13 protein-coding genes are annotated in these 17820 nt (G+C 59.8%); 7 read left to right on the top strand and 6 right to left on the bottom strand.

Features of this window, described 5'->3' with window-relative positions; all coding sequences use genetic code 11:
• Positions 1–319 precede the first annotated feature (319 nt).
• Together U0029_RS08740 and U0029_RS08735 are read left to right on the top strand one after the other, a co-directional pair.
• Positions 320–694 carry a hypothetical protein gene (locus U0029_RS08740; RefSeq protein WP_114852476.1) on the top strand — a complete coding sequence of 125 codons (375 nt, stop codon included), beginning with the start codon at positions 320–322 and terminating at the stop codon, positions 692–694.
• A 405-nt stretch (positions 695–1099) separates the two neighbouring features.
• Positions 1100–2650: an autotransporter family protein gene (locus U0029_RS08735; RefSeq protein ID WP_169507420.1), complete on the top strand. Its 1551-nt coding sequence runs from the start codon at positions 1100–1102 to the stop codon at positions 2648–2650.
• A 280-nt stretch (positions 2651–2930) separates the two neighbouring features.
• Here the strand turns inward: U0029_RS08735 and U0029_RS08730 are convergent, their stop codons facing one another.
• Genes U0029_RS08730 through U0029_RS08720 form a run of 3 tightly spaced genes read right to left on the bottom strand, consistent with a single transcriptional unit; the run spans position 2931 to position 5151 of the window.
• The gene (locus U0029_RS08730) at positions 2931–3683 is read right to left on the bottom strand and encodes an amino acid ABC transporter ATP-binding protein (protein WP_114852026.1); all 753 of its coding nucleotides are present in this window, start codon (positions 3681–3683) and stop codon (positions 2931–2933) included.
• A gap of 7 nt (positions 3684–3690) precedes the next feature.
• The gene (locus tag U0029_RS08725) at positions 3691–4344 is read right to left on the bottom strand and encodes an amino acid ABC transporter permease (RefSeq protein ID WP_012417535.1); all 654 of its coding nucleotides are present in this window, start codon (positions 4342–4344) and stop codon (positions 3691–3693) included.
• Between the two features lie 24 nt (positions 4345–4368).
• Positions 4369–5151 (bottom strand): amino acid ABC transporter substrate-binding protein, encoded by a 783-nt coding sequence (locus U0029_RS08720; RefSeq protein ID WP_039052130.1) that lies wholly within the window; start codon positions 5149–5151, stop codon positions 4369–4371.
• Between the two features lie 458 nt (positions 5152–5609).
• Between U0029_RS08720 and U0029_RS08715 the strand changes: the two genes are divergently transcribed.
• On the top strand, positions 5610–5945 hold the full coding sequence (locus U0029_RS08715) for a DUF4148 domain-containing protein (RefSeq protein ID WP_114852025.1): 336 nt from the start codon (positions 5610–5612) through the stop codon (positions 5943–5945).
• Positions 5946–6208: 263 nt separating this feature from the next.
• On the opposite strand, the gene U0029_RS08710 is transcribed toward U0029_RS08715, so the two are convergent.
• Both U0029_RS08710 and U0029_RS08705 read right to left on the bottom strand, forming a co-directional pair.
• Positions 6209–7768 (bottom strand): EAL domain-containing protein, encoded by a 1560-nt coding sequence (locus tag U0029_RS08710; protein ID WP_086935783.1) that lies wholly within the window; start codon positions 7766–7768, stop codon positions 6209–6211.
• A gap of 60 nt (positions 7769–7828) precedes the next feature.
• On the bottom strand, positions 7829–8569 hold the full coding sequence (locus U0029_RS08705; protein WP_114852024.1) for a hypothetical protein: 741 nt from the start codon (positions 8567–8569) through the stop codon (positions 7829–7831).
• Between the two features lie 206 nt (positions 8570–8775).
• Here U0029_RS08705 and U0029_RS08700 point away from each other — a divergent pair, with 206 nt between their 5' ends.
• Positions 8776–9546, top strand: coding sequence for a hydratase (locus tag U0029_RS08700; RefSeq protein ID WP_114852023.1), 771 nt, complete (start codon positions 8776–8778; stop codon positions 9544–9546).
• Positions 9547–9550: 4 nt separating this feature from the next.
• Here U0029_RS08700 and U0029_RS08695 read toward each other — a convergent pair whose 3' ends face one another.
• Positions 9551–11080, bottom strand: a complete 1530-nt coding sequence (locus tag U0029_RS08695; RefSeq protein ID WP_012417541.1) for a TerC family protein — start codon at positions 11078–11080, stop codon at positions 9551–9553.
• Positions 11081–11846: 766 nt separating this feature from the next.
• Between U0029_RS08695 and U0029_RS08690 the strand changes: the two genes are divergently transcribed.
• The 3 genes from U0029_RS08690 (at position 11847) to U0029_RS08680 (ending at position 17756) form a co-directional block, all read left to right on the top strand.
• Positions 11847–13046: an EAL domain-containing response regulator gene (locus U0029_RS08690; protein ID WP_114852022.1), complete on the top strand. Its 1200-nt coding sequence runs from the start codon at positions 11847–11849 to the stop codon at positions 13044–13046.
• A 426-nt stretch (positions 13047–13472) separates the two neighbouring features.
• A complete protein-coding gene (gene bvgA / locus U0029_RS08685) occupies positions 13473–14096 on the top strand; it encodes a virulence response regulator transcription factor BvgA (protein ID WP_114852021.1) in 624 nt (207 codons plus the stop codon).
• Between the two features lie 117 nt (positions 14097–14213).
• Positions 14214–17756, top strand: a complete 3543-nt coding sequence (locus U0029_RS08680) for a transporter substrate-binding domain-containing protein (RefSeq protein ID WP_249037541.1) — start codon at positions 14214–14216, stop codon at positions 17754–17756.
• Positions 17757–17820 lie beyond the last annotated feature (64 nt).

Raw genomic sequence — 17820 nt, 5'->3', positions numbered from 1 at the left:
CGCCTGCCTCGAAGACCAGCCCCGACCTGCGCCACCCGCTGTCGCCACAAGCCTCCTCTCGCCGGTTGAAAGGTCAGGTAAGCACACCCTCCCCACTCACTGAGCGCAACACGCGCAAACCACGGCGGTATGCCATACGCAGTAATCACCATGGGTACAGGCCAGCAACCACCGCATCGCCGTTTGACTGTCTTTCCGGCTTATCTCTCGATTCTAGGACGGGAAGCTCGCGCTAACGCGATTCCTGAGCGCATGGGCTGCCGCGTGCTCCGCAAGTTCATACAACTAGCGTCGCATCACTGAGCGACAAGGACATTTTATGCACGCCACCCCTCTACGCGCGTTGAGTTCTGTGCAGGCTCTGCCGCACCCACAGCCGTTGATGCCCGTAATGCCCAAAAAGATGCTGGCCGTAATCCTCGCGCTGCTCGCTTGGGATCACACAATGGCGGCCCCCCTTCTGGTAAACGGAACAAACGAAGTGGCGAGTGGCGACTACACCGTAACCAGTACAGATACCAACTCTGCCGCGCTACAGGCGATTAATAGCGGATCGATCACAGCAACAAATAAAGTGTCTTCGTATGCTTCAGGTGACAACCGGTACGGCGTTTACGCCAATACCGGCGGATATATTCACCTTAACGGAGGCGTCGACGTCCAGACCAACGGTGTAAATGGCTACGGTTTCTAAGCTGAGTCAGACAGCAGTGAAATTTTCGCCACCGGCGCCAAGATATCGACCAGCGGCGATTCTGCGTTCGGGGTGTATTCCTTCAACGGCGGCGACATTCAGATGGAGAATAGCCAAATCATCACGTCAGGCAGGGGCGCTCATGCGGTACGGATTGACGATCCCGCCAACGCGGGACAGAGCAGGGTGTCAATGAAGAAAAGCACACTCAGCACAAGCGCCGACGCTACACATGGCGTCTCGTTTGGTACAGACGGCTCGTTCGACCTTTACGATGGCGCCATCACCACTCGGGGCGCAGATTCCGCCGCGATCCACATCGCGGCAGGGGCATCAGCGACCGTTATTTCGGATTCCAAACTCGTATCTGAGCGAGGAAGCGCTTTCCTGTCCGAAGGTGGTTCAATGGCGGCATTGATTGTCAAAAGTCATATTGCCGGCGCAAAGGCGCTGTGGGAACTCAATGCGCCGACGAGCGAATTGGAAATCGAAGCCGACAGCGTCGTGCTTGTCGGTCGAACGACTCAGGTCAACGGCGCTCGATCCGAGCTAAGTATGTACGGCGAGTCAACATGGTGGGTAACGGGTGACTCGCAAGTCACGGAACTTACGACAAGCTCCAGCGCCATTCGATTCACCCCAGTCAATGGTGCCAATCCTGCTTTGTATCGCACCTTGACTGTAGAACAGTATTATTCGGATGAGGGTGAGCTCACCCTCAATACACATCTCGCTGGCGACAACTCCCCCAGTGACCGGCTCGTCATCGATGGCGGCAGGGCCAGGGGCAGCACGCTGGTCCAGATCAGAAATAGCGGGGGAACGGGTGCCCAGACCAAGAACGGCATCCTGGTCATCGACGCCATCAATGGCGCCACCACCACCACCGACGCCTTCGCGCTAGAGGGCCGCGCGGTGGCCGGGCCTTACGAGTACCGCCTGCTGCGCGGCGCCACCGACGGCAGCAATGCCGAGGCCTGGTATCTGCGCTCGGAAAAAATCAATAACCAGCCGGATGAGCCCCTCTACCGCCCCGAAGTCGGCGCCTATCTGGCCAACCAGTTCTTCGCTCAGCAATTCCTGACCCACACCCTCGATGACCGGCGCGGCGATCAGCCCACCTCCCCGGCCCAAGCCACTCAGCGTCTGCCCCACGCCTCCTGGCTGCGCATGACAGGCGCCCACGCCAAGGGCAACACCGGCGACGGCAACCACAGCGCCAAGACCGACGTCTTCACCCTGCATGGCGGCGCCGACCTCTATGAACAGGCCTCCGCCGATGGCCAGGGCAAAACCTATGCCGGCCTCATGGCCAGCTATGGCGTGGGCAGCTCACGCGCCCGCGCCGACGGCAACCCCTATCGCGCCAACGGCCGCAGCCAAGCCTGGAGCCTGGGCGCCTACGGCACCTGGTATGGCAACGACTTGACCCGCCTGGGCCCCTACGTCGATACCTGGGCCCAGATCGGCACCTTCCGCAACCGCGTCGAAGGCCAGTTGCTCGAAAAAGAAAAATACCAGGCCCACGGTTGGGCCCTGTCCGCCGAAACCGGCTATGCCGCCGCCCTCAGCGGCCGCTGGGTCATCGAACCCCAGGCCCAGCTCATCTACCTGGGCTACCGCCAATCCGGCTTCACCGAAAACACCGGCGTGCGCATCGGCAGCGCCAACGCCGATGGCCTGCTCACCCGCCTGGGCGCCCGCCTCTACCACCAGGCCGACACCTTCCAGCCCTATCTTGCCGCCAACTGGTGGCGCTCCAGCATCGAGCCCACCGTCCGTATGGACGGCAAACGCATCGACAACATGTATCCCCAATCCCGCTACGAACTCAAGACAGGCCTTAACGCGCGCCTGGCCAAAAGCTGGACCGGCTGGACCAGCCTGTCAGGCAACTGGGGCAAGCAGGATTACCGCGAATACGCCCTGCGCGCAGGGGTGCAGTATCAGTTCTAAAGCGGGACAAACCGAGGCGAAGCCCCCGGCTAAGGTTACGGATGAGGTGATGGTGACGCCCGGCAGGCCAGTGTCACCTGGCTGCGCCCCGACACATAGCCGAGCACCGCCGCAAACACGGCTTGGCGGGTCCGCAACGGGGCGGCTTGGCTCAGGCAGGCGTTTCGCCCCTGCCAGCCAAGCCAGCCTGTGCAGACGCGCAGCCCGCGTCAAGATAAGTCTGCGGCGTCGGCCCACCATGCATAGTGAGCCAAAGATTGCCAATGCCGCCGGCGCAGCGCTACAGCATCTGCCCCAGAAACGCCTTGGTGCGCGCCTGTTGCGGCGCGTCGAAAAACTGCTGCGACGGCGCTTCTTCGACAATACGCCCTTGGTCCATGAAAATGACGCGATGGGCGGCCTCTCGGGCGAAACCCATTTCATGGGTGACGACCAGCATGGTCATATGTTCTTCGGCCAATTGCCGCATGGTGCGCAACACCTCGACCGTCAGCTCCGGGTCCAGCGCCGAAGTCGGCTCATCGAAGAGCATGATGTCAGGCTCCATGGCCAGCGCCCGGGCAATCGCCACCCGCTGCTTCTGACCGCCCGACAACCGCCCCGGATAATTATCGCGCTTATTGAGCAGCCCCACTTTGCGCAGCAGCTCCTCCGCCTTGGGCACAATCGCGTCGCGCTTCATGCCCTTGACGACCATCGGCGCTTCGATGACGTTCTGCAAAACCGTCATGTGCGGAAAGAGATTGAAGGACTGAAACACCATACCCATTTTGCGGCAGATGCGGCGCACCTCGGCATCGCTGACATAGATGCTGTGGCCGTCCGGCGCCCCGCGCGCGAGCATCTCGCCTTCGATGGCGATACTGCCCTGATCGATCGTCTCCAGATGATTCAGGCAGCGCAAAAACGTGCTCTTGCCCGATCCCGACGGCCCGATCACGGCCACTACCTCCCCTTGTGCAAGACTGAGCGACAGCCCATCCAGCACCCGCGTCCCGCCAAAAGATTTGACGATGCCCAGGGCATCGATCATGGGCAGATTACTCGTCATACTTGGCATAGCGTTTTTCCAGGTGCTGGAAGAACCAGGTCAGCACCAGCGTCATCAGAAGGTAAAAGGCCGCCGCCACCAGAAACGGGGTGGTGGTGAAATCCCGCTGCACGATGCCGCGCGCGGTGCGCAAAATGTCATTGAGCGCCAGCACGTAGATCAGCGACGTATCTTTGACCAGCGTGATGGTCTCATTGCTCATGGGGGGCAACACGCGCTGCACCATCTGCGGCAGTACGATACGGCGCATGGTCTGCAAATACGACATCCCCAGCACCTTGCTGCCTTCATACTGCCCACGATCCACCGATAGGATGCCCGCGCGAAAAATCTCGGCGAAATAGGCGGCGTAATTCAGGGCGAAGGCCACGATGGCGGCCGGGAAGTCAGGCAGCCGAACGCCGATCACCGGCACGAAAGGCAGAGCAAAATAGATGAACAGCAGCTGCAACATCAGCGGCGTGCCGCGCATCAGCCATATATAGGCGTTCACCAAACGCGACAGCAGCCGGAAACGGGAAAGGCGCGCCAGGGCCAGCAACAGCCCCAGCGGCACGGCCAGGGCCAGCGTGATGAAGAACAGCGACAGGGTGACCTTGGCGCCGTCGGCCATCGGCCCCAACAAAGATATTACGTAGTCCATACGGAGGTTGGGGCCCTGCCCTGCTTACTTAATGATGTCGGCGCCGAACCACTGCGTGGCGATGCGGCCCGAGGTGCCGTCCTGCTTCATGTCGGCCAGCGTGCGGTCCAGCTTGGCATGCAAGTCGGTATCGTCTTTGCGCACGCCTACGCCATAGTCTTCGGTGCCGAAGTTTTCATCCAGAACACGATACTCGCCCGGACGCTTGGAGGCCAGATAACGGCCCACCACCTCATCCACCACGACGCCATCCAGGCGGGTGGCCGACAAATCCATCAGGGCCGTCACGTTGTCGCCGAACAGCTTGAGCTCCTTCAGGCTCTTGGCCACAGCTTCCTCTTTCTTGATGGCATCGACGGCGCTGCTGCCATCTTGAGCCCCGAGAACGCGGCCGGCCAGATCGGCCTTGGTCTGAATAGGCGAGGATGCGGTCACCAGAATGATCTGGTGATTCGCCATATAGGGCTGGGTGAAAGCGATATTCTTCTTACGTTCGTCGGTGATCGTCAGGCCGTTCCAGAGCACATCCACGCGCTTGCCATTGAGCTCAGCCTCCTTGGCGCTCCAGTCAATAGGCTTGAACTCGACTTCGACGCCCATACGGCGACTGGCCTCCCGGGCCATGTCGATGTCAAAACCGACCAGTTGATTCTTCTCGTCGCGAAAACCCATGGGCGGGAAATTGTCATCCAGGCCCACCACAACCTTCTTAGGAGCGGCCGGCGCGGCGGCCTGCGGGGTGTTATCGCTCTGGCCGCAGGCGGCAAGCAAAGCGGACATCATCAAAACAGCACTGAGTTTTTTCATTTGAGATAAGCGCAAGAAGCGCGAGAACGAGAAAGGCCGGGCCGAACCCGTGATTATATCGGCACCCCTCGATCTGCGCCTTTTGCTCCCCTTCCCTGCCAGCCGGCACTGGCTGCCTCGGGCGAGGCTAAGCGGCTCGTATAGGAGAGACGCGCGTATCTGCGCGTTTTAATTCGAAAACGAACCGCTGCCCGCCTTTGTTCATGGGCAGGCATGGCGTGCTGCGAGCAATGGCTTAGGCTATCCTCCCCAAATCTCGATAGTGGAACGCGATAAAATGGGAAATAAAACCCTAGCACCCCCTATATTACATCGATAAATGGAATAATCTTTTCAAAAAATCCGGGTTTATCCTAGTCTACGTACCGCGCACAATGCAGGCATTGGGAAACACAAACGAACTTTGACGGGCTATCCGCCGGGTCCGATCCCAGGAACCCCAGACCAAAGGAAAGACTATGAAAACCCTCAGCACCGCTGTACTGATGTCCTTGACCCTATTGACCGCTGCTGCCCAGGCCTCGCAAAACATCGAGCCCAACAACATCCCCTATCAAGGCGTGTACGGCCAGCAAGACAGCCAAGCGAAAACCCGCGCCCAAGTGGCTCAGGAACTGGCCCAAGCCAAGGCCGATGGTCAGTACACTACCGGCGAACTGGACTACCCGCCCACCCTCGCAATCCAGTCCGGCAAGTCCCGCGCAGAAGTCGCCCAGGAGCTTGCCCAAGCCAAGGCAAAGGGTGAATACACCTTTGGCGAACTGGACTACCCGCCCCACGCCAACGGATTCTGATGCGGCAAAGCGCCAAAAGCTCCGCCCGAGCCGGGCCAGCGAGCGCAAGGCCATAAGAAAAGCCGGCCCTTGCGCCGGCTTTTCTTATGGCTTGCCGCCACAGCTTAGTCAGCGTCAGTTGTGCCGGCAGACAAAGAGAGCCTCCCGCTGCAGGTCCTTGCTGTCTTTCCTGGTGGCTAGTCTCTGCACGGCAAGCATCGCAAGCCGGCGACAGGCCGGGCTCGCCACCAAAGCCCGCTTCCGCAACGGACTGCGGTTTCAATTCAGCTTAAGGAAACCTGCTCCCGGTACCAGTCGGCAAATACCTGCGCCCGCATGGGCTCGGCCACCAGAAAACCCTGCACATACGCCACGTCCCGGGCCAACAGATAGTCCAACTGTCCACGCGTGCTCACGCCTTCGGCAACGACCTCCAGTTCGAGGCGACGGGCCAGCGCCAAAATCATGTCCAAAATGGGCGACTCCTGCTGCGCATTTTCAATGCCGACAATAAACGTCTTGTCGACCTTGAGGTAATCCACCGGAAACTGTTGCAGATAAGCCAGCGAACAATAGCCCGAACCGAAATCATCGATCGCGATGCTGACGCCGCTCGTGCGCACTGCTCGGATATTGCTCAAGGCCTGGGCGGCATCCTCCACCAGACTGCGCTCGGTCAACTCCAGAACCAGGTGCGGAGACCATGGCGCGATCCGGGCTGCAAACGCCGCAACATCACTCACGAACTCCCGATGCAGCAAATGCTCGGCGGCCAGGTTCACACTCAAATGAAAGCCTGCCGGCAGATTCATTTGAGGCAAGTCTTGCGCAATCAGCCCCAAGGCGTGACGGGTCAAGGGCACGATTGCCCCTTCCGCCTCCGCCGCCGCGATGAACACCTCGGGGCTGATCGCACCCGCCCCAGGATGCCGCCAACGCATCAGCGCCTCGGCTCCCTCGCAGCGCCCACTTTTGGATGAATAAATGGGTTGGTACTCCATGTGGAACTCCCCCGCCCGCATCGCACGGCGGATCTGATCCTGCACGGAAGTCTGCTGCAGCTGCAAATGGCGTAAAGCCCACACCATCAAACAGCTCACCAACAAAGCCAGCGGCAAGAAACCGATCAGAATGCGCGTCCATTCTTTGATGACCTCTGATTCGGGCAGCATCACCTCGATGCTGACTGGCACCCCTGCCGAGGTGAATGCCTCACGCGCCATCACCCCCTCATCACCGCCGGCCACCGCCGGGCGGCTAAGCAGATTGCCGCCACCCTGCATCTTGAATTCGACGCGGTGGCCACCGAGCGCCGCCACGGAGTCCAGCATCTCCTGGAGATACTGGCCGTCGACCACGGCCACGGCGCGGCGTCCGCCATGACCGGAAGCGCCGACCAGCAAAGCAGGCCGCTCCCGCATGAAAGGCATACCGTCCACCAGACGCAACCAGCGCCCCGGCGGCGCCTCCCAACGCCAGGACGGCGTATTGGCGCGCGCCACCACGAGGTTGGTGGCGCAATAAGGCTGCTGCCCCTGCAACAGTAACAAGGAGCGGAAATAGGGCTTTGTGTTGAGTGTGCGTACCAATACGGGCCGCGCTTCGGCGCAAGTGCCGCGCAACAGGGGCAACATCATGTCGACCGCCTGCCAGGCCTCATTCAGGATATGCCCGATCTGATTACGGGCCATGGCAGCCTTTGCATCGGCCTGAGCCTGGGTCAAGCGCTGCGCGGCCATCCAGCTCACGACAAGACAGACCACCAAAGGCACTAGAAACACTAGCGTTAGCGAAAAACAGCGCCACAGCTTTCCGGGCAGCACGGTAAAACTGGCATGTCGCACGCCCTTCCTCCTTGTGTGCACCCGAAATCCAGATTAATGAGCGTACCTGAGTTCCGGCGTTCAGGCTTGTTCGCGCCGGCGCAAGACCACCCAAGCGAGCAACATCAGCCCTCCCGCCCCCAACAAGCCCGCCCCCGCGTAATACACCGGACGGGCGCGGCTCGCATGTTCGGCATGCAGATCGGCGCGGGCGATGGCTTTGGCATCGGCCCCCGCCGCCAAAGACGCCGGACCCGGCGGCGCCACAATATAAGCAAAGGCCAGCAAGACCCCACCCAGCAAGATCAGAAACAGCGCCCCCCACCCCAGGGCGGCGATCCGCGGCGCACGCCCCCCTGCACGGCGGGCTGCTTTCTCGGCCTTGGCTGTTTTCTCGACCTTGGCCAGTTTGGCGCTTGCCTTACTGGAGACCGCTGGCGTTTCCGCCTTGGCTTGCGGCTCACGCAGGCGCCGCCACAAGCCCGGCATGGCCGCAGCCAAGCCTAAGGCCACGGTAGCGCCCATTAGCGCCGCAGCCGACACATGACTATTGCCCGCAAGCCAGTTGGGTTGGCCCATGGCGATGCCGCGCCCCAGCCAAGCGTGCAAAGCATGCCCGCTGGCATAACAGCCCAGCAACGCCACCACCACACACAACAGTACTGCCGCAGCACTTACCAGATCCTGATGACGCTCATCGGGCAGCGTTCGCACCGCGCGGCGCACGAAGTACAGGCACACCATGCTCACCGCAAGGAAAATTGCCGTGCACGCCAAAGCAAGAGAAAAACCAAACAGAAAGCGCGCGAGCGCCAAGGTCATCGAAGAAGCCATTATTGCAATAGAGGGCCCGCATACCTGTTGCGGCACCGTAACCTTGACTAATCAAATCAGCGGCTTGTTTACCATATCTACAATCAAAAATCTAAAAAATAAGAAAGCACGACGGGCATCAGCGCAGAAAGTGAAATCCCGCCGCGCCTTGATGGCATAGAGTCCCGGAGCGTAGACTAAGCCTTTTGCCTCTCATGTCCGAACCCATCCAGTTTTATGCTGGCGCTCCCGCTGCCGCCCGCATTCTGCGCAAGGCCCGGCATGCGCCGGGTGAGCGTTTGCCCGAGACCTGCCGCCCCGCCACTCAAGGCCAGGCGCTAGCGGTCCAGCAAGCCCAATCCGCGTTGCGATTAGTCGAAGGCGACCCCATCGCCGCATGGAAATGTGGTCTACCGCTGCCGGACAAACTACGTTTGGCGCCCATTTATGTAAGCGGCTTGCAACGTGCGGGCCCGTTAAGCTTGGGTCGAGGCCAGGTGCGCATAGAACCAGAAATCGCTTTCGAGCTGCGCCACGACCTACCGCCGCGCGCAAAGCCCTATGCGCAAGCGGAAATCGAGGCCTCGATCGGCGGCGCCCGACTAGCGCTGGAGGTGATCGGCAGCCGCTACCGTGAACCGCAACATCTGCCTCACATCGAATTACTGGCGGACCATCTCAATAATGATGGCCTCGTGTTGGGGCCCGCTATTACCCAGGCCGCGCCCGCCACGATGCCGCTTACACTGCATATCGAGGGTCAGGCCGAACGCCTGATCGACGGCCGGCATCCTGACGGCGAGCCGCTTGCCGGCCTATATTGGCTGGTCAATTATCTGCGCGAAAACGGCAAGGGTCTGGTTGCAGGCCAGCACATCATTACCGGCTCGTATGCGGGTGTCATCGATGTGCCGGCCCGAGGCCGCGTCAGCCTACGCTACGGCGACCTAGGCACGCTGGAGCTGGAACTACACGAACGCGCCTGAGCCGTCAGGCCAGCCGCCGCGCATGGACCTGGGCAATGCGGCGGCCATCCAGGCGGGTCACCTCGAACTCCCAATCGCGCCAGCGCGTCTTTCCACCAGCGATGGGCAGACTGCCTGCCGCCCGCAGCACACACCCCGCCAGCGTGGCGTCATCATCATAGTCCAGCACCAACTCCGGCGCGCCGATGATGCGTGCGGCCTCGGGCGTGGCCAACCGGCCGTCAAGCAACCAGGAACCATCCGCCATCTGCGCAGCGCCGGAGACGGTGTCGCCCGGATGTTCAGGCAGATCCCCCGCCACCGCAGTCAGCAAATCCATCGGCGTGACCAAGCCTTCGCAGACCCCGTGCTCATCGACCACGATCAACAGATGATCGCGAGATTCGCGCATGGCGGCCAGCAGCTTGATGACGGGAACGGTCTCCGGCACGTAATGCGGCTCCTGGGCCAACTCGATAAGATCCACCGCGCCCGGTACGCGCAGCGGCCCCAGCACATCTTTGAAGTGCAATACCCCCACAACATTGGCCGGATCGCCATCACACAACGGCAAGCGCGAGTGGCCCGAGGCAAATTTGTTGAGCACAGTCTGGGCGTCGTCCTTCACATCAAGCCACACCATTTCGCCACGCGGCACCATGATGCTGCGCAGATCGCGCTCACCCATCGACAACACCCCCTCGATGAGGCTGCTCTCCTCGGGTGCGAAGGCGGCTTCCTCATCCAGGCCCATATCGGGCTCGGCCGTCGACTCGCGTCCGCCGCGCAATAGCTTCAGCACCGCGCGTGCGGTGCGCTCGCGCCGTCCCAGCCCAGATACATCGCGATTACGCTGCGCCAGCTGGTTGAACACTTCGATAAGAATCGCAAAACCGATGGCGGCGTAGAGGTAGCCCTTCGGAATCTCGTACCCCAAACCTTCAGCCACGAGGCTGAAACCGATCATCAACAACAGGCCCAGACAGAGGATCACCACCGTCGGATGACGGCCGACAAAAGCCATCAGCGGCCGGCTGGCCAACATCATGACGACCATCGCCACGACCACCGCCGTCATCATGATGCTTAGATCCTGCACCATGCCCACGGCCGTAATGACCGAATCCAGCGAAAACACGGCATCCAAGACCACAATCTGCGCGATCACCTGCCAAAACACCGCATAGTGCTGGCGATCCCCGCTGACATGCGATCGGCCTTCCACGCGCTCATGCAATTCCATCGTGCCTTTGAATAGCAGAAAGAGCCCGCCAAAAATCAGGATCAGATCGCGGCCAGAAATTTCCGCGCCCAACACCGTGAACAAGGGCGCGGTCAGCGTCACGACCCAGGCGATGCTGGCCAGCAACCCCAGGCGCATCACGAGCGCCAGCGTCAGGCCCAGCATGCGTGCCTGATTGCGCTGATGCGCGGGAAGCTTGTCGGCCAAAATGGCGATGAACACAAGATTGTCGATGCCCAGCACGATCTCCAGAACGATCAGTGTGGCAAGCCCAACCCAGGCGGTAGGATCGGACATCCAATCAAATAACATCAACCAACCTCAAATAGAAACGCCCATGGCCACGCGCAGACAGGCGTAGCCATGGGCCTTTGATAGAAAGGACATTCAGCGCAGCAAGCAGCTGAATAGAAAAAGCGGGTGTCCGCAGGCGGACAAGGTATCGCGGCACAGTGCCGCATCGAGACGGAGGCTCTTCGGTCATAAATGGGGAAACATCGCGCTATGCGGCGACGGGCTTCCCGAGGCTCTTACAGGAACCTGAATATTATCAGATTCGTTTCTACAGCCTGCTCGGCGAGGCCCAAAACGGTCCAGGCAGACAACATGGCTTGACAGGTGCACCGACCGACGCCGAAGCCGCCACCCTAAAGTTGTTGGGCCGACCACCGTTAACGTCGTGGGCCACGGCTTGTGTGCAACAGTCGTCACAATCAGACTTGCCTTGGATTTCAGCATTGCCGATAGACTCCAAAGATTGTTCTGATAGTTTGAGGGATTCAGGGTGACGAATGCGGTAATAACGCGTCTCGTGCCCCGATATTTTGCCGATTCGAGTGATCGCAGACACATTATCGTTAAGGCAGCGCAGGGCCCCTCCACAGAGGCAAAGCCCCGTTGTCGACAATATACGGGGCATGATCTTGGAAATTTGTGTTCAACCAGATATAAAAAAAGATATAAATTGCAAGAATTGCATCCCCTGCAGCGCGGAGCCCGTGCTAGCCGCAGGTCTTGCTCCTCCCATCCTTCATACGCTCCTTAACGTTTGCGTCAACCCTGATTCTCACGACCCCGCATGAAACAGCCGGCCGTCCTCGTCATCGAAGACCATCCCGTGCAACGTCTGGTCCTTGTTCGAGCCCTCGAAATGCTCGGGTTCACCCGTATCATTCAAGCTCAGGAAGGTAACCATGCCCTCAGCCAGCTTGAGGAGCATGGCGTTGCCGACATTGTCATCTGCGACGTGCGCACCCCAGGCATGGACGGCACGCAGTTCCTGCGAGAGGCCAGCCAGCGAAAGCTGGTGAAGTCCGTCATCCTGAGCAGCGATGTCTCCAGCGACCTGACTGCTGCCATTCTGCATATGGCCAGCCTGTCGGGCCTTCAGGTGTTGGGCGATCTCGGAAAACCGCTCAAACTGAGCCGGCTGGAATCCTTGCTGCGCCGCTACGAAAGCGATTCCGCGCAACCCGCAGGCAATAAGGCAAGCTCCGCGCCAGAGCCGCCCAGCCCTGAGGCCATTCGTGCCGGACTCGATCGTGGCGAATTCATTCCTTACTATCAGCCCAAGTTCGATGTCCGCACGCTGCAACCGGCCGGGGCCGAAATTCTGGCGCGCTGGAACCACCCCATACTTGGCCTTTTGCCGCCCTCCTACTTCATCGAGGCCATCAAAGACTGCAACGAAATTGACCGTCTGACACTCGCCCTGGCCGACCAGGCGATGGCGCAGACCGCACGTTCGGCACTCACCGGCCGGGGTGCAAGCCTCGCCCTCAACGTCGAAACATGCCAGTTGGGTAACGCCCAGCTCCTAAATGACCTGATCGCCGCCCTCGAGCGGTATGCCCTGCCAGCCACGGCTCTCACCTTAGAGGTGACGGAAACCGGCCTGCTGTCCGTGCAGGCCGCCACACTGGAGACCCTGGTTCGTCTTCGCCTATTGGGTTGCACCGTATCGATCGACGACTTCGGCACAGGGTTCTCCTCTATGGAAAGATTGTGCAATCTGCCGTTCAATCAACTCAAGATTGACGCCTCATTCGTGCGGCGACTGCCAGGCGATGCCCGCAGTGAAAGCGTCATTGCAGCCACACTTTCCCTAGCTGAAAGCCTGGGTATCACCGTGGTCGCAGAAGGCATTGAAACCGCCGACCAGCGCAACGCGCTATTGGATATGCGTTGTGCACTGGGTCAAGGCTATTGGTATGCACGCCCAATGTCTGGCGACGAGTATGAAACCTGGTTGTTCAACCCCATGGTGGCAAATACCTGATCAGGCGCTCACCCCTGCCCGTGCGGCCCTCGACGCAAGCGGCTTTCGGTCAAGCTGAGTTTTATCGTCCTATTCGATATTGCGCTTTATCTTGCCCGGCAGGCTCGTCAAGCGCCGCTTGTCATGCTTTGTCGGTCAGGCTCGCGAGGTGAGACAGGAAGAACGCGGCTAGTCTGAGGTTGAAACGATGCCCTAGGGCATAGCCTATTAGGTCTGATTTTTAATGGTCGCACCGTAGAGGAAATTTTTGCAACATGTAGTTTTAAACACACTAAAACTGCGGCATTGTCATATAAACCGCGCCATTCTTGTTGTCTTTCTTTCGATGCGATGGATGCCTTGAATGAAATACGCGCTGGCTGACTACATCTTTTCAAACATAATAACGATCATTACAACTGAAGATTTGTGAGGCAGCGCACCGCCATGCAAAAGCTACTGATTATTGACGATCATCCCGTCATCCGCTTTGCCCTAAAAGCATTGATGGAGAAGGAAGGTTTCGAGGTCGTAGGCGAAACTGACAATGGTCTGGACGGCATCAGCATGGCGCGCGAGATGCTGCCCAACCTCGTCATCCTTGACATCGGCATCCCCAAACTGGACGGCCTAGAGGTGCTGACTCGTCTACAAGGCCTGCGCCTACCCATGCATGTATTGATACTGACCGGTCAGCAACCCGCCCTGTTTGCACGCCGATGCCTGAATGCCGGTGCGGCCGGCTTTGTCTCTAAACACGGCAACCTCCAGGAAGTGGTAGACGCCGCGAAGGCCGTGGTGGCGGGTTATACCTACTTCCCTAAAACCACGCTCACCGAGATCCGTGGCGTCGAAAGCCAGGACGACGCCATGATGATTTCGTCCTTATCCAACCGTGAGTTGGCGGTCTTGCAGCTTCTGGCGCAAGGCCTCACCAACAAAGATATCGCCGATAGCATGTTTCTCAGCAACAAGACCATCAGCACCTATAAAACCCGTTTGCTGCAAAAGCTGAACGCCACGACGCTTGTCGAGCTTATCGACATGGCTAAACGCAATAATCTGGGATAAACCGTGGGCTTAAAGAGCTGCTGGAGGCGGACATCATTTCTGCTTGCATTCCTCTTTGCCCTGCTCTGCGGCTCTCCGGCTTTCGCCGTCGTACCCTTGGCAGGAACCCCGATCCCTTTGGGTTCCGCAGCCGAAATCCCAAGACTGACCATTGCGCTCAATAACGAGGACTGGCAGTGGCTTGCCGAGAAACGCGAGTTTCGCGTAGGCATTTTTGCGCCGGATTATGCGCCATTCCAGTTTACTCAGGATGGCCGGTTTCGCGGCATAAATGCCGACTACCTGAAACTCATCAGTTATAGCCTCGGCCTTATCCCGGTCGTAATGATCTATCCGGACCGGGACAGTGCTTTGCACGCACTGGCGGATGGGAAAATCGATGCCGTCGACGATGTCGATGGCGCCGCCCTGATGGGGCAGCATTTCGTCAACACCCGGCCTTATATCAGCAATCCCGCCGTACTGGCGGTGCGGCGCTCAATGCCCCCCCTGCCTTCCGATCTCGGCAGCCTGCTCATTGCCGTCAATCCGCGTTCTCAGCCTGCAGCCATGGTGCATGAGGGGCCGCAACTCCGCTGGCAAACCTACCCCAACCCGCTGCTCGGGCTGAGCGCAGTGGCCTATGGCCAGGCAGATGCCTACATAGGCGACCCGCTCGCGATCGCCTATTACATCACCGCTGGCGTGTTCAACGATTTGCAGGTCCAGCGCCACAGCGACCTGGGCACTCGCGCCAATACCTACACCCTGTCGACAAACAGCAAGACATTGCGTGCGATCCTGAATCAGACCATCGCAAGCATTCCGGAGATCTGGCGTCAGAACGTGGTCTACCGCTGGGGCCTGCCTGGCGGAGTCCTGTTCCCTCCTCCCATGCCCGCCTTGACCGAAAGGGAGAAACGCTGGCTGCAACGGCACAAAGAAGTCCCCGTGGTGTCACTCAATGTTTTTCCGCCATTTTCGATGCAGAACCGGAATGACACCGAACTTTCCGGCATGTCGATTGATGTGTTGCGCCGGATTGGGCAGATAACCGGCCTGCGTTTCAATTTGCGCGGTGTTGATTCCAGCGCCGAAATGGAATCCGCACTCAAGGACGGCACGGCCGAAATGAGTGCTGGCCTGTTCTGGAGCGAAGAGCGCGAAGACACGCTGGATTTCAGCTCGCCCTACCTGACGACCGCATTTGTACTGGTCGGCCGACGCGATGCGGCCCACTTGCCGGCCAATACGGATCTGGCCGGTATGCGAATTGCCAGCATCAGCAGCAGCCCCGTCCTGGAGGCACTGCGCAAACACTATCCGCAAAGCGAGATCGTGCTTGTTGGCAGCCCCAATGAAGCCCTGCTTGCCGTGCTGAACGGTAAGGTCGATTACGCAGTACAGACGCAGATCGGAGCGAATTTCTATCTAAGTAACTATTTTCGCAATGAACTGGCCATCGCCACCGCCTTGAACACGCCGCCCGTGCGTCTGGCGTTTGCGTTCTCGCGCGATCAGGACGAGTTGCGCGGCATTATCGACAAAGCCATCACCAGCCTGCCAGCCGACGACCAGATTTATCTCTTGAATCGCTGGCGTATGGAGACTGCGCCCGATATCAACACCTGGTATGCCTATCGTGGCGAGATCTATCTGCTGATTGGCGCCGGCATTATTTCTTCCTTGATTTTCCTGGCCTGGATTTACTATTTGCGTCGCCAGATAGGCAAACGGCGAGCGGCGGAACGCGCCTTGAGCGATCAGCTAGCCTTCATGCGCGTGCTGATCGACGGTATCCCCAACCCCGTATTCGTGCGTGATCGGGAGGGGCGTATGGTGACCTGCAACCGCAGCTACCTCGAGACCTTTGACGTCACGCGTGATGCGGTGCAAGGGCGCACCCTGATCGACTCGCCGATCGGCCTGGAAGACCCGGAGCAGGCAAAAACCGTCCACCAGCAATATCTGGACGCCATGCAGCACAACAGCGGCGCCGTATTCCAGGATATTGAGGTCACGCTGCATGGAGAAAAGCGCTATATCTATCATTGGTTGCTGCCCTACAGCGACTCGCTCGGTCGCGTCAAAGGCCTGATCGGGGGCTGGACCGACCTCACCGAGCGCATCCGCTTACTGCGCGATCTGCATGAAGCCAAGGAAGAAGCTGACGCCGCCAACCGCGCCAAATCCACCTTCCTGGCCACCATGAGCCACGAAATCCGTACTCCGATGAATGCCATCATCGGCATGTTGGAACTGGAACTGCGCCGGCCTGCGGATCAGGCCACGGATCGCAGCGCCCTACAGATCACTTACGACTCTGCCCGCTCCCTGCTCGACCTGATCGGCGATATTCTCGATATTTCCAAGATCGAGGCAGACCGCCTGGAGCTTTCGCCTCACCCCACCGATCTGCGCAAACTGCTTGATGGGATCATCAATGTGTTCCAGGGACTGGCCCGCCAGCATGGTCTATCGCTGACCTTGCAGATCGATCCGCCTCATCCGCCACATGTCTTGCTGGACGCTACCCGCCTGAAACAGGTGATCTCCAATCTTGTCAGTAATGCCTTGAAATTCACCGAGGTCGGCGGGGTGATCGTCAGTCTGAAGGTAAGGACGGAAGAGGACGGCCGGGCGAAAATCGAGCTCGCCGTGGACGACAGCGGCCCCGGGATCAGCTCGGCCGACCGCCAGCGCCTGTTTGAACCTTTTACTCAGGTGCATGATCAGGCCAAGGCCGCGCGCGCGGCAGGTACCGGCCTGGGCCTGGTGATCAGCCGTCGCCTCATTGAGGCCATGGGCGGCCACTTCGATCTGAGCAGCATTCCTGGCAAAGGCACCCGCATCGACGTGCTTCTCAATGCCGACATCACCACTGCCGTCGAAGAAACCGCCAGTCCCGAGACCGAGCCCGCCACCACACCGGCACGCCTGAATGTGCTCGTGATCGACGACCACCCGCCTAACCGCCTGTTGATGTGCCAGCAACTGGCCTTTATCGGCCACGATGCCCAGGAGGCCGCCGACGGTCCGAAAGGGCTGGCGCTGTGGCGGCAACATGATTTCGACGTCATCCTCACTGACTGCAACATGCCTGGGATGAGCGGCTATGCCTTGGCGCGTGAGATCCGTCGCATCGAAACGGAAGAGTCCCGTCCGCGCACGCCCATCTATGCCATCACGGCCTCTGCACAGGCTGAAGAATTCGCCCGATGCGAGGCCGCAGGCATGGACGGCTGCCTGTTCAAACCGTTGGATATCGACGCACTGAGCAAGCATTTGCTTCCGATCGCCCTCGCCAAGACCTCCGCCCCAATGCAGCAAACATCCCCGTCCTCTCCCGTGACCTTTCAGCCGCAAGGCTTGCTTGACCTCACACAGGGAGACGCGGTCATGATACGCAACCTCGTCGAGACGCTCATCAATACCAATCGCGAGGATGCCGAACATCTGCTGCAATCCATCGACGATCCCGAGGCCGTCGCGGATCTGGCGCACCGCATCGCAGGCGGCGCGCGCGTGGTGGCCGCCACGCAAACCGCCGATCTGGCCGTCGCCCTGGAAGCCGACGCCCGCGGTGGCCAGACAGATAACGCACAAGCCGTGCAGGCCCTGGTCGAGGCGATGCGGCAACTGGAGGCCGAACTTCAGGCGTGGTTGGCGTCGCGTGCCTGACTATCCGGCATCATAGCCGCGTGATAGTCTCGCCCCCCTCCTTTCAGGTGTTTAGGTAATTCAG

The organism is Bordetella avium (genome assembly GCF_034424645.1).
Classification (GTDB): domain Bacteria; phylum Pseudomonadota; class Gammaproteobacteria; order Burkholderiales; family Burkholderiaceae_B; genus Bordetella; species Bordetella avium.
This window is presented reverse-complemented; position numbering and strand designations above follow the sequence as displayed.

Coding starts and splice junctions, on each gene's coding strand:
- U0029_RS08740 (WP_114852476.1), top strand. CDS start 320: ATGCACGCCACCCCTCTACGCGCGTTGAGTTCTGTGCAGGCTCTGCCG.
- U0029_RS08735 (WP_169507420.1), top strand. CDS start 1,100: ATGGCGGCATTGATTGTCAAAAGTCATATTGCCGGCGCAAAGGCGCTG.
- U0029_RS08730 (WP_114852026.1), bottom strand. CDS start 3,683: ATGATCGATGCCCTGGGCATCGTCAAATCTTTTGGCGGGACGCGGGTG.
- U0029_RS08725 (WP_012417535.1), bottom strand. CDS start 4,344: ATGGACTACGTAATATCTTTGTTGGGGCCGATGGCCGACGGCGCCAAG.
- U0029_RS08720 (WP_039052130.1), bottom strand. CDS start 5,151: ATGAAAAAACTCAGTGCTGTTTTGATGATGTCCGCTTTGCTTGCCGCC.
- U0029_RS08715 (WP_114852025.1), top strand. CDS start 5,610: ATGAAAACCCTCAGCACCGCTGTACTGATGTCCTTGACCCTATTGACC.
- U0029_RS08705 (WP_114852024.1), bottom strand. CDS start 8,569: ATGACCTTGGCGCTCGCGCGCTTTCTGTTTGGTTTTTCTCTTGCTTTG.
- U0029_RS08700 (WP_114852023.1), top strand. CDS start 8,776: ATGTCCGAACCCATCCAGTTTTATGCTGGCGCTCCCGCTGCCGCCCGC.
- U0029_RS08695 (WP_012417541.1), bottom strand. CDS start 11,080: ATGTTATTTGATTGGATGTCCGATCCTACCGCCTGGGTTGGGCTTGCC.
- U0029_RS08690 (WP_114852022.1), top strand. CDS start 11,847: ATGAAACAGCCGGCCGTCCTCGTCATCGAAGACCATCCCGTGCAACGT.
- bvgA (WP_114852021.1), top strand. CDS start 13,473: ATGCAAAAGCTACTGATTATTGACGATCATCCCGTCATCCGCTTTGCC.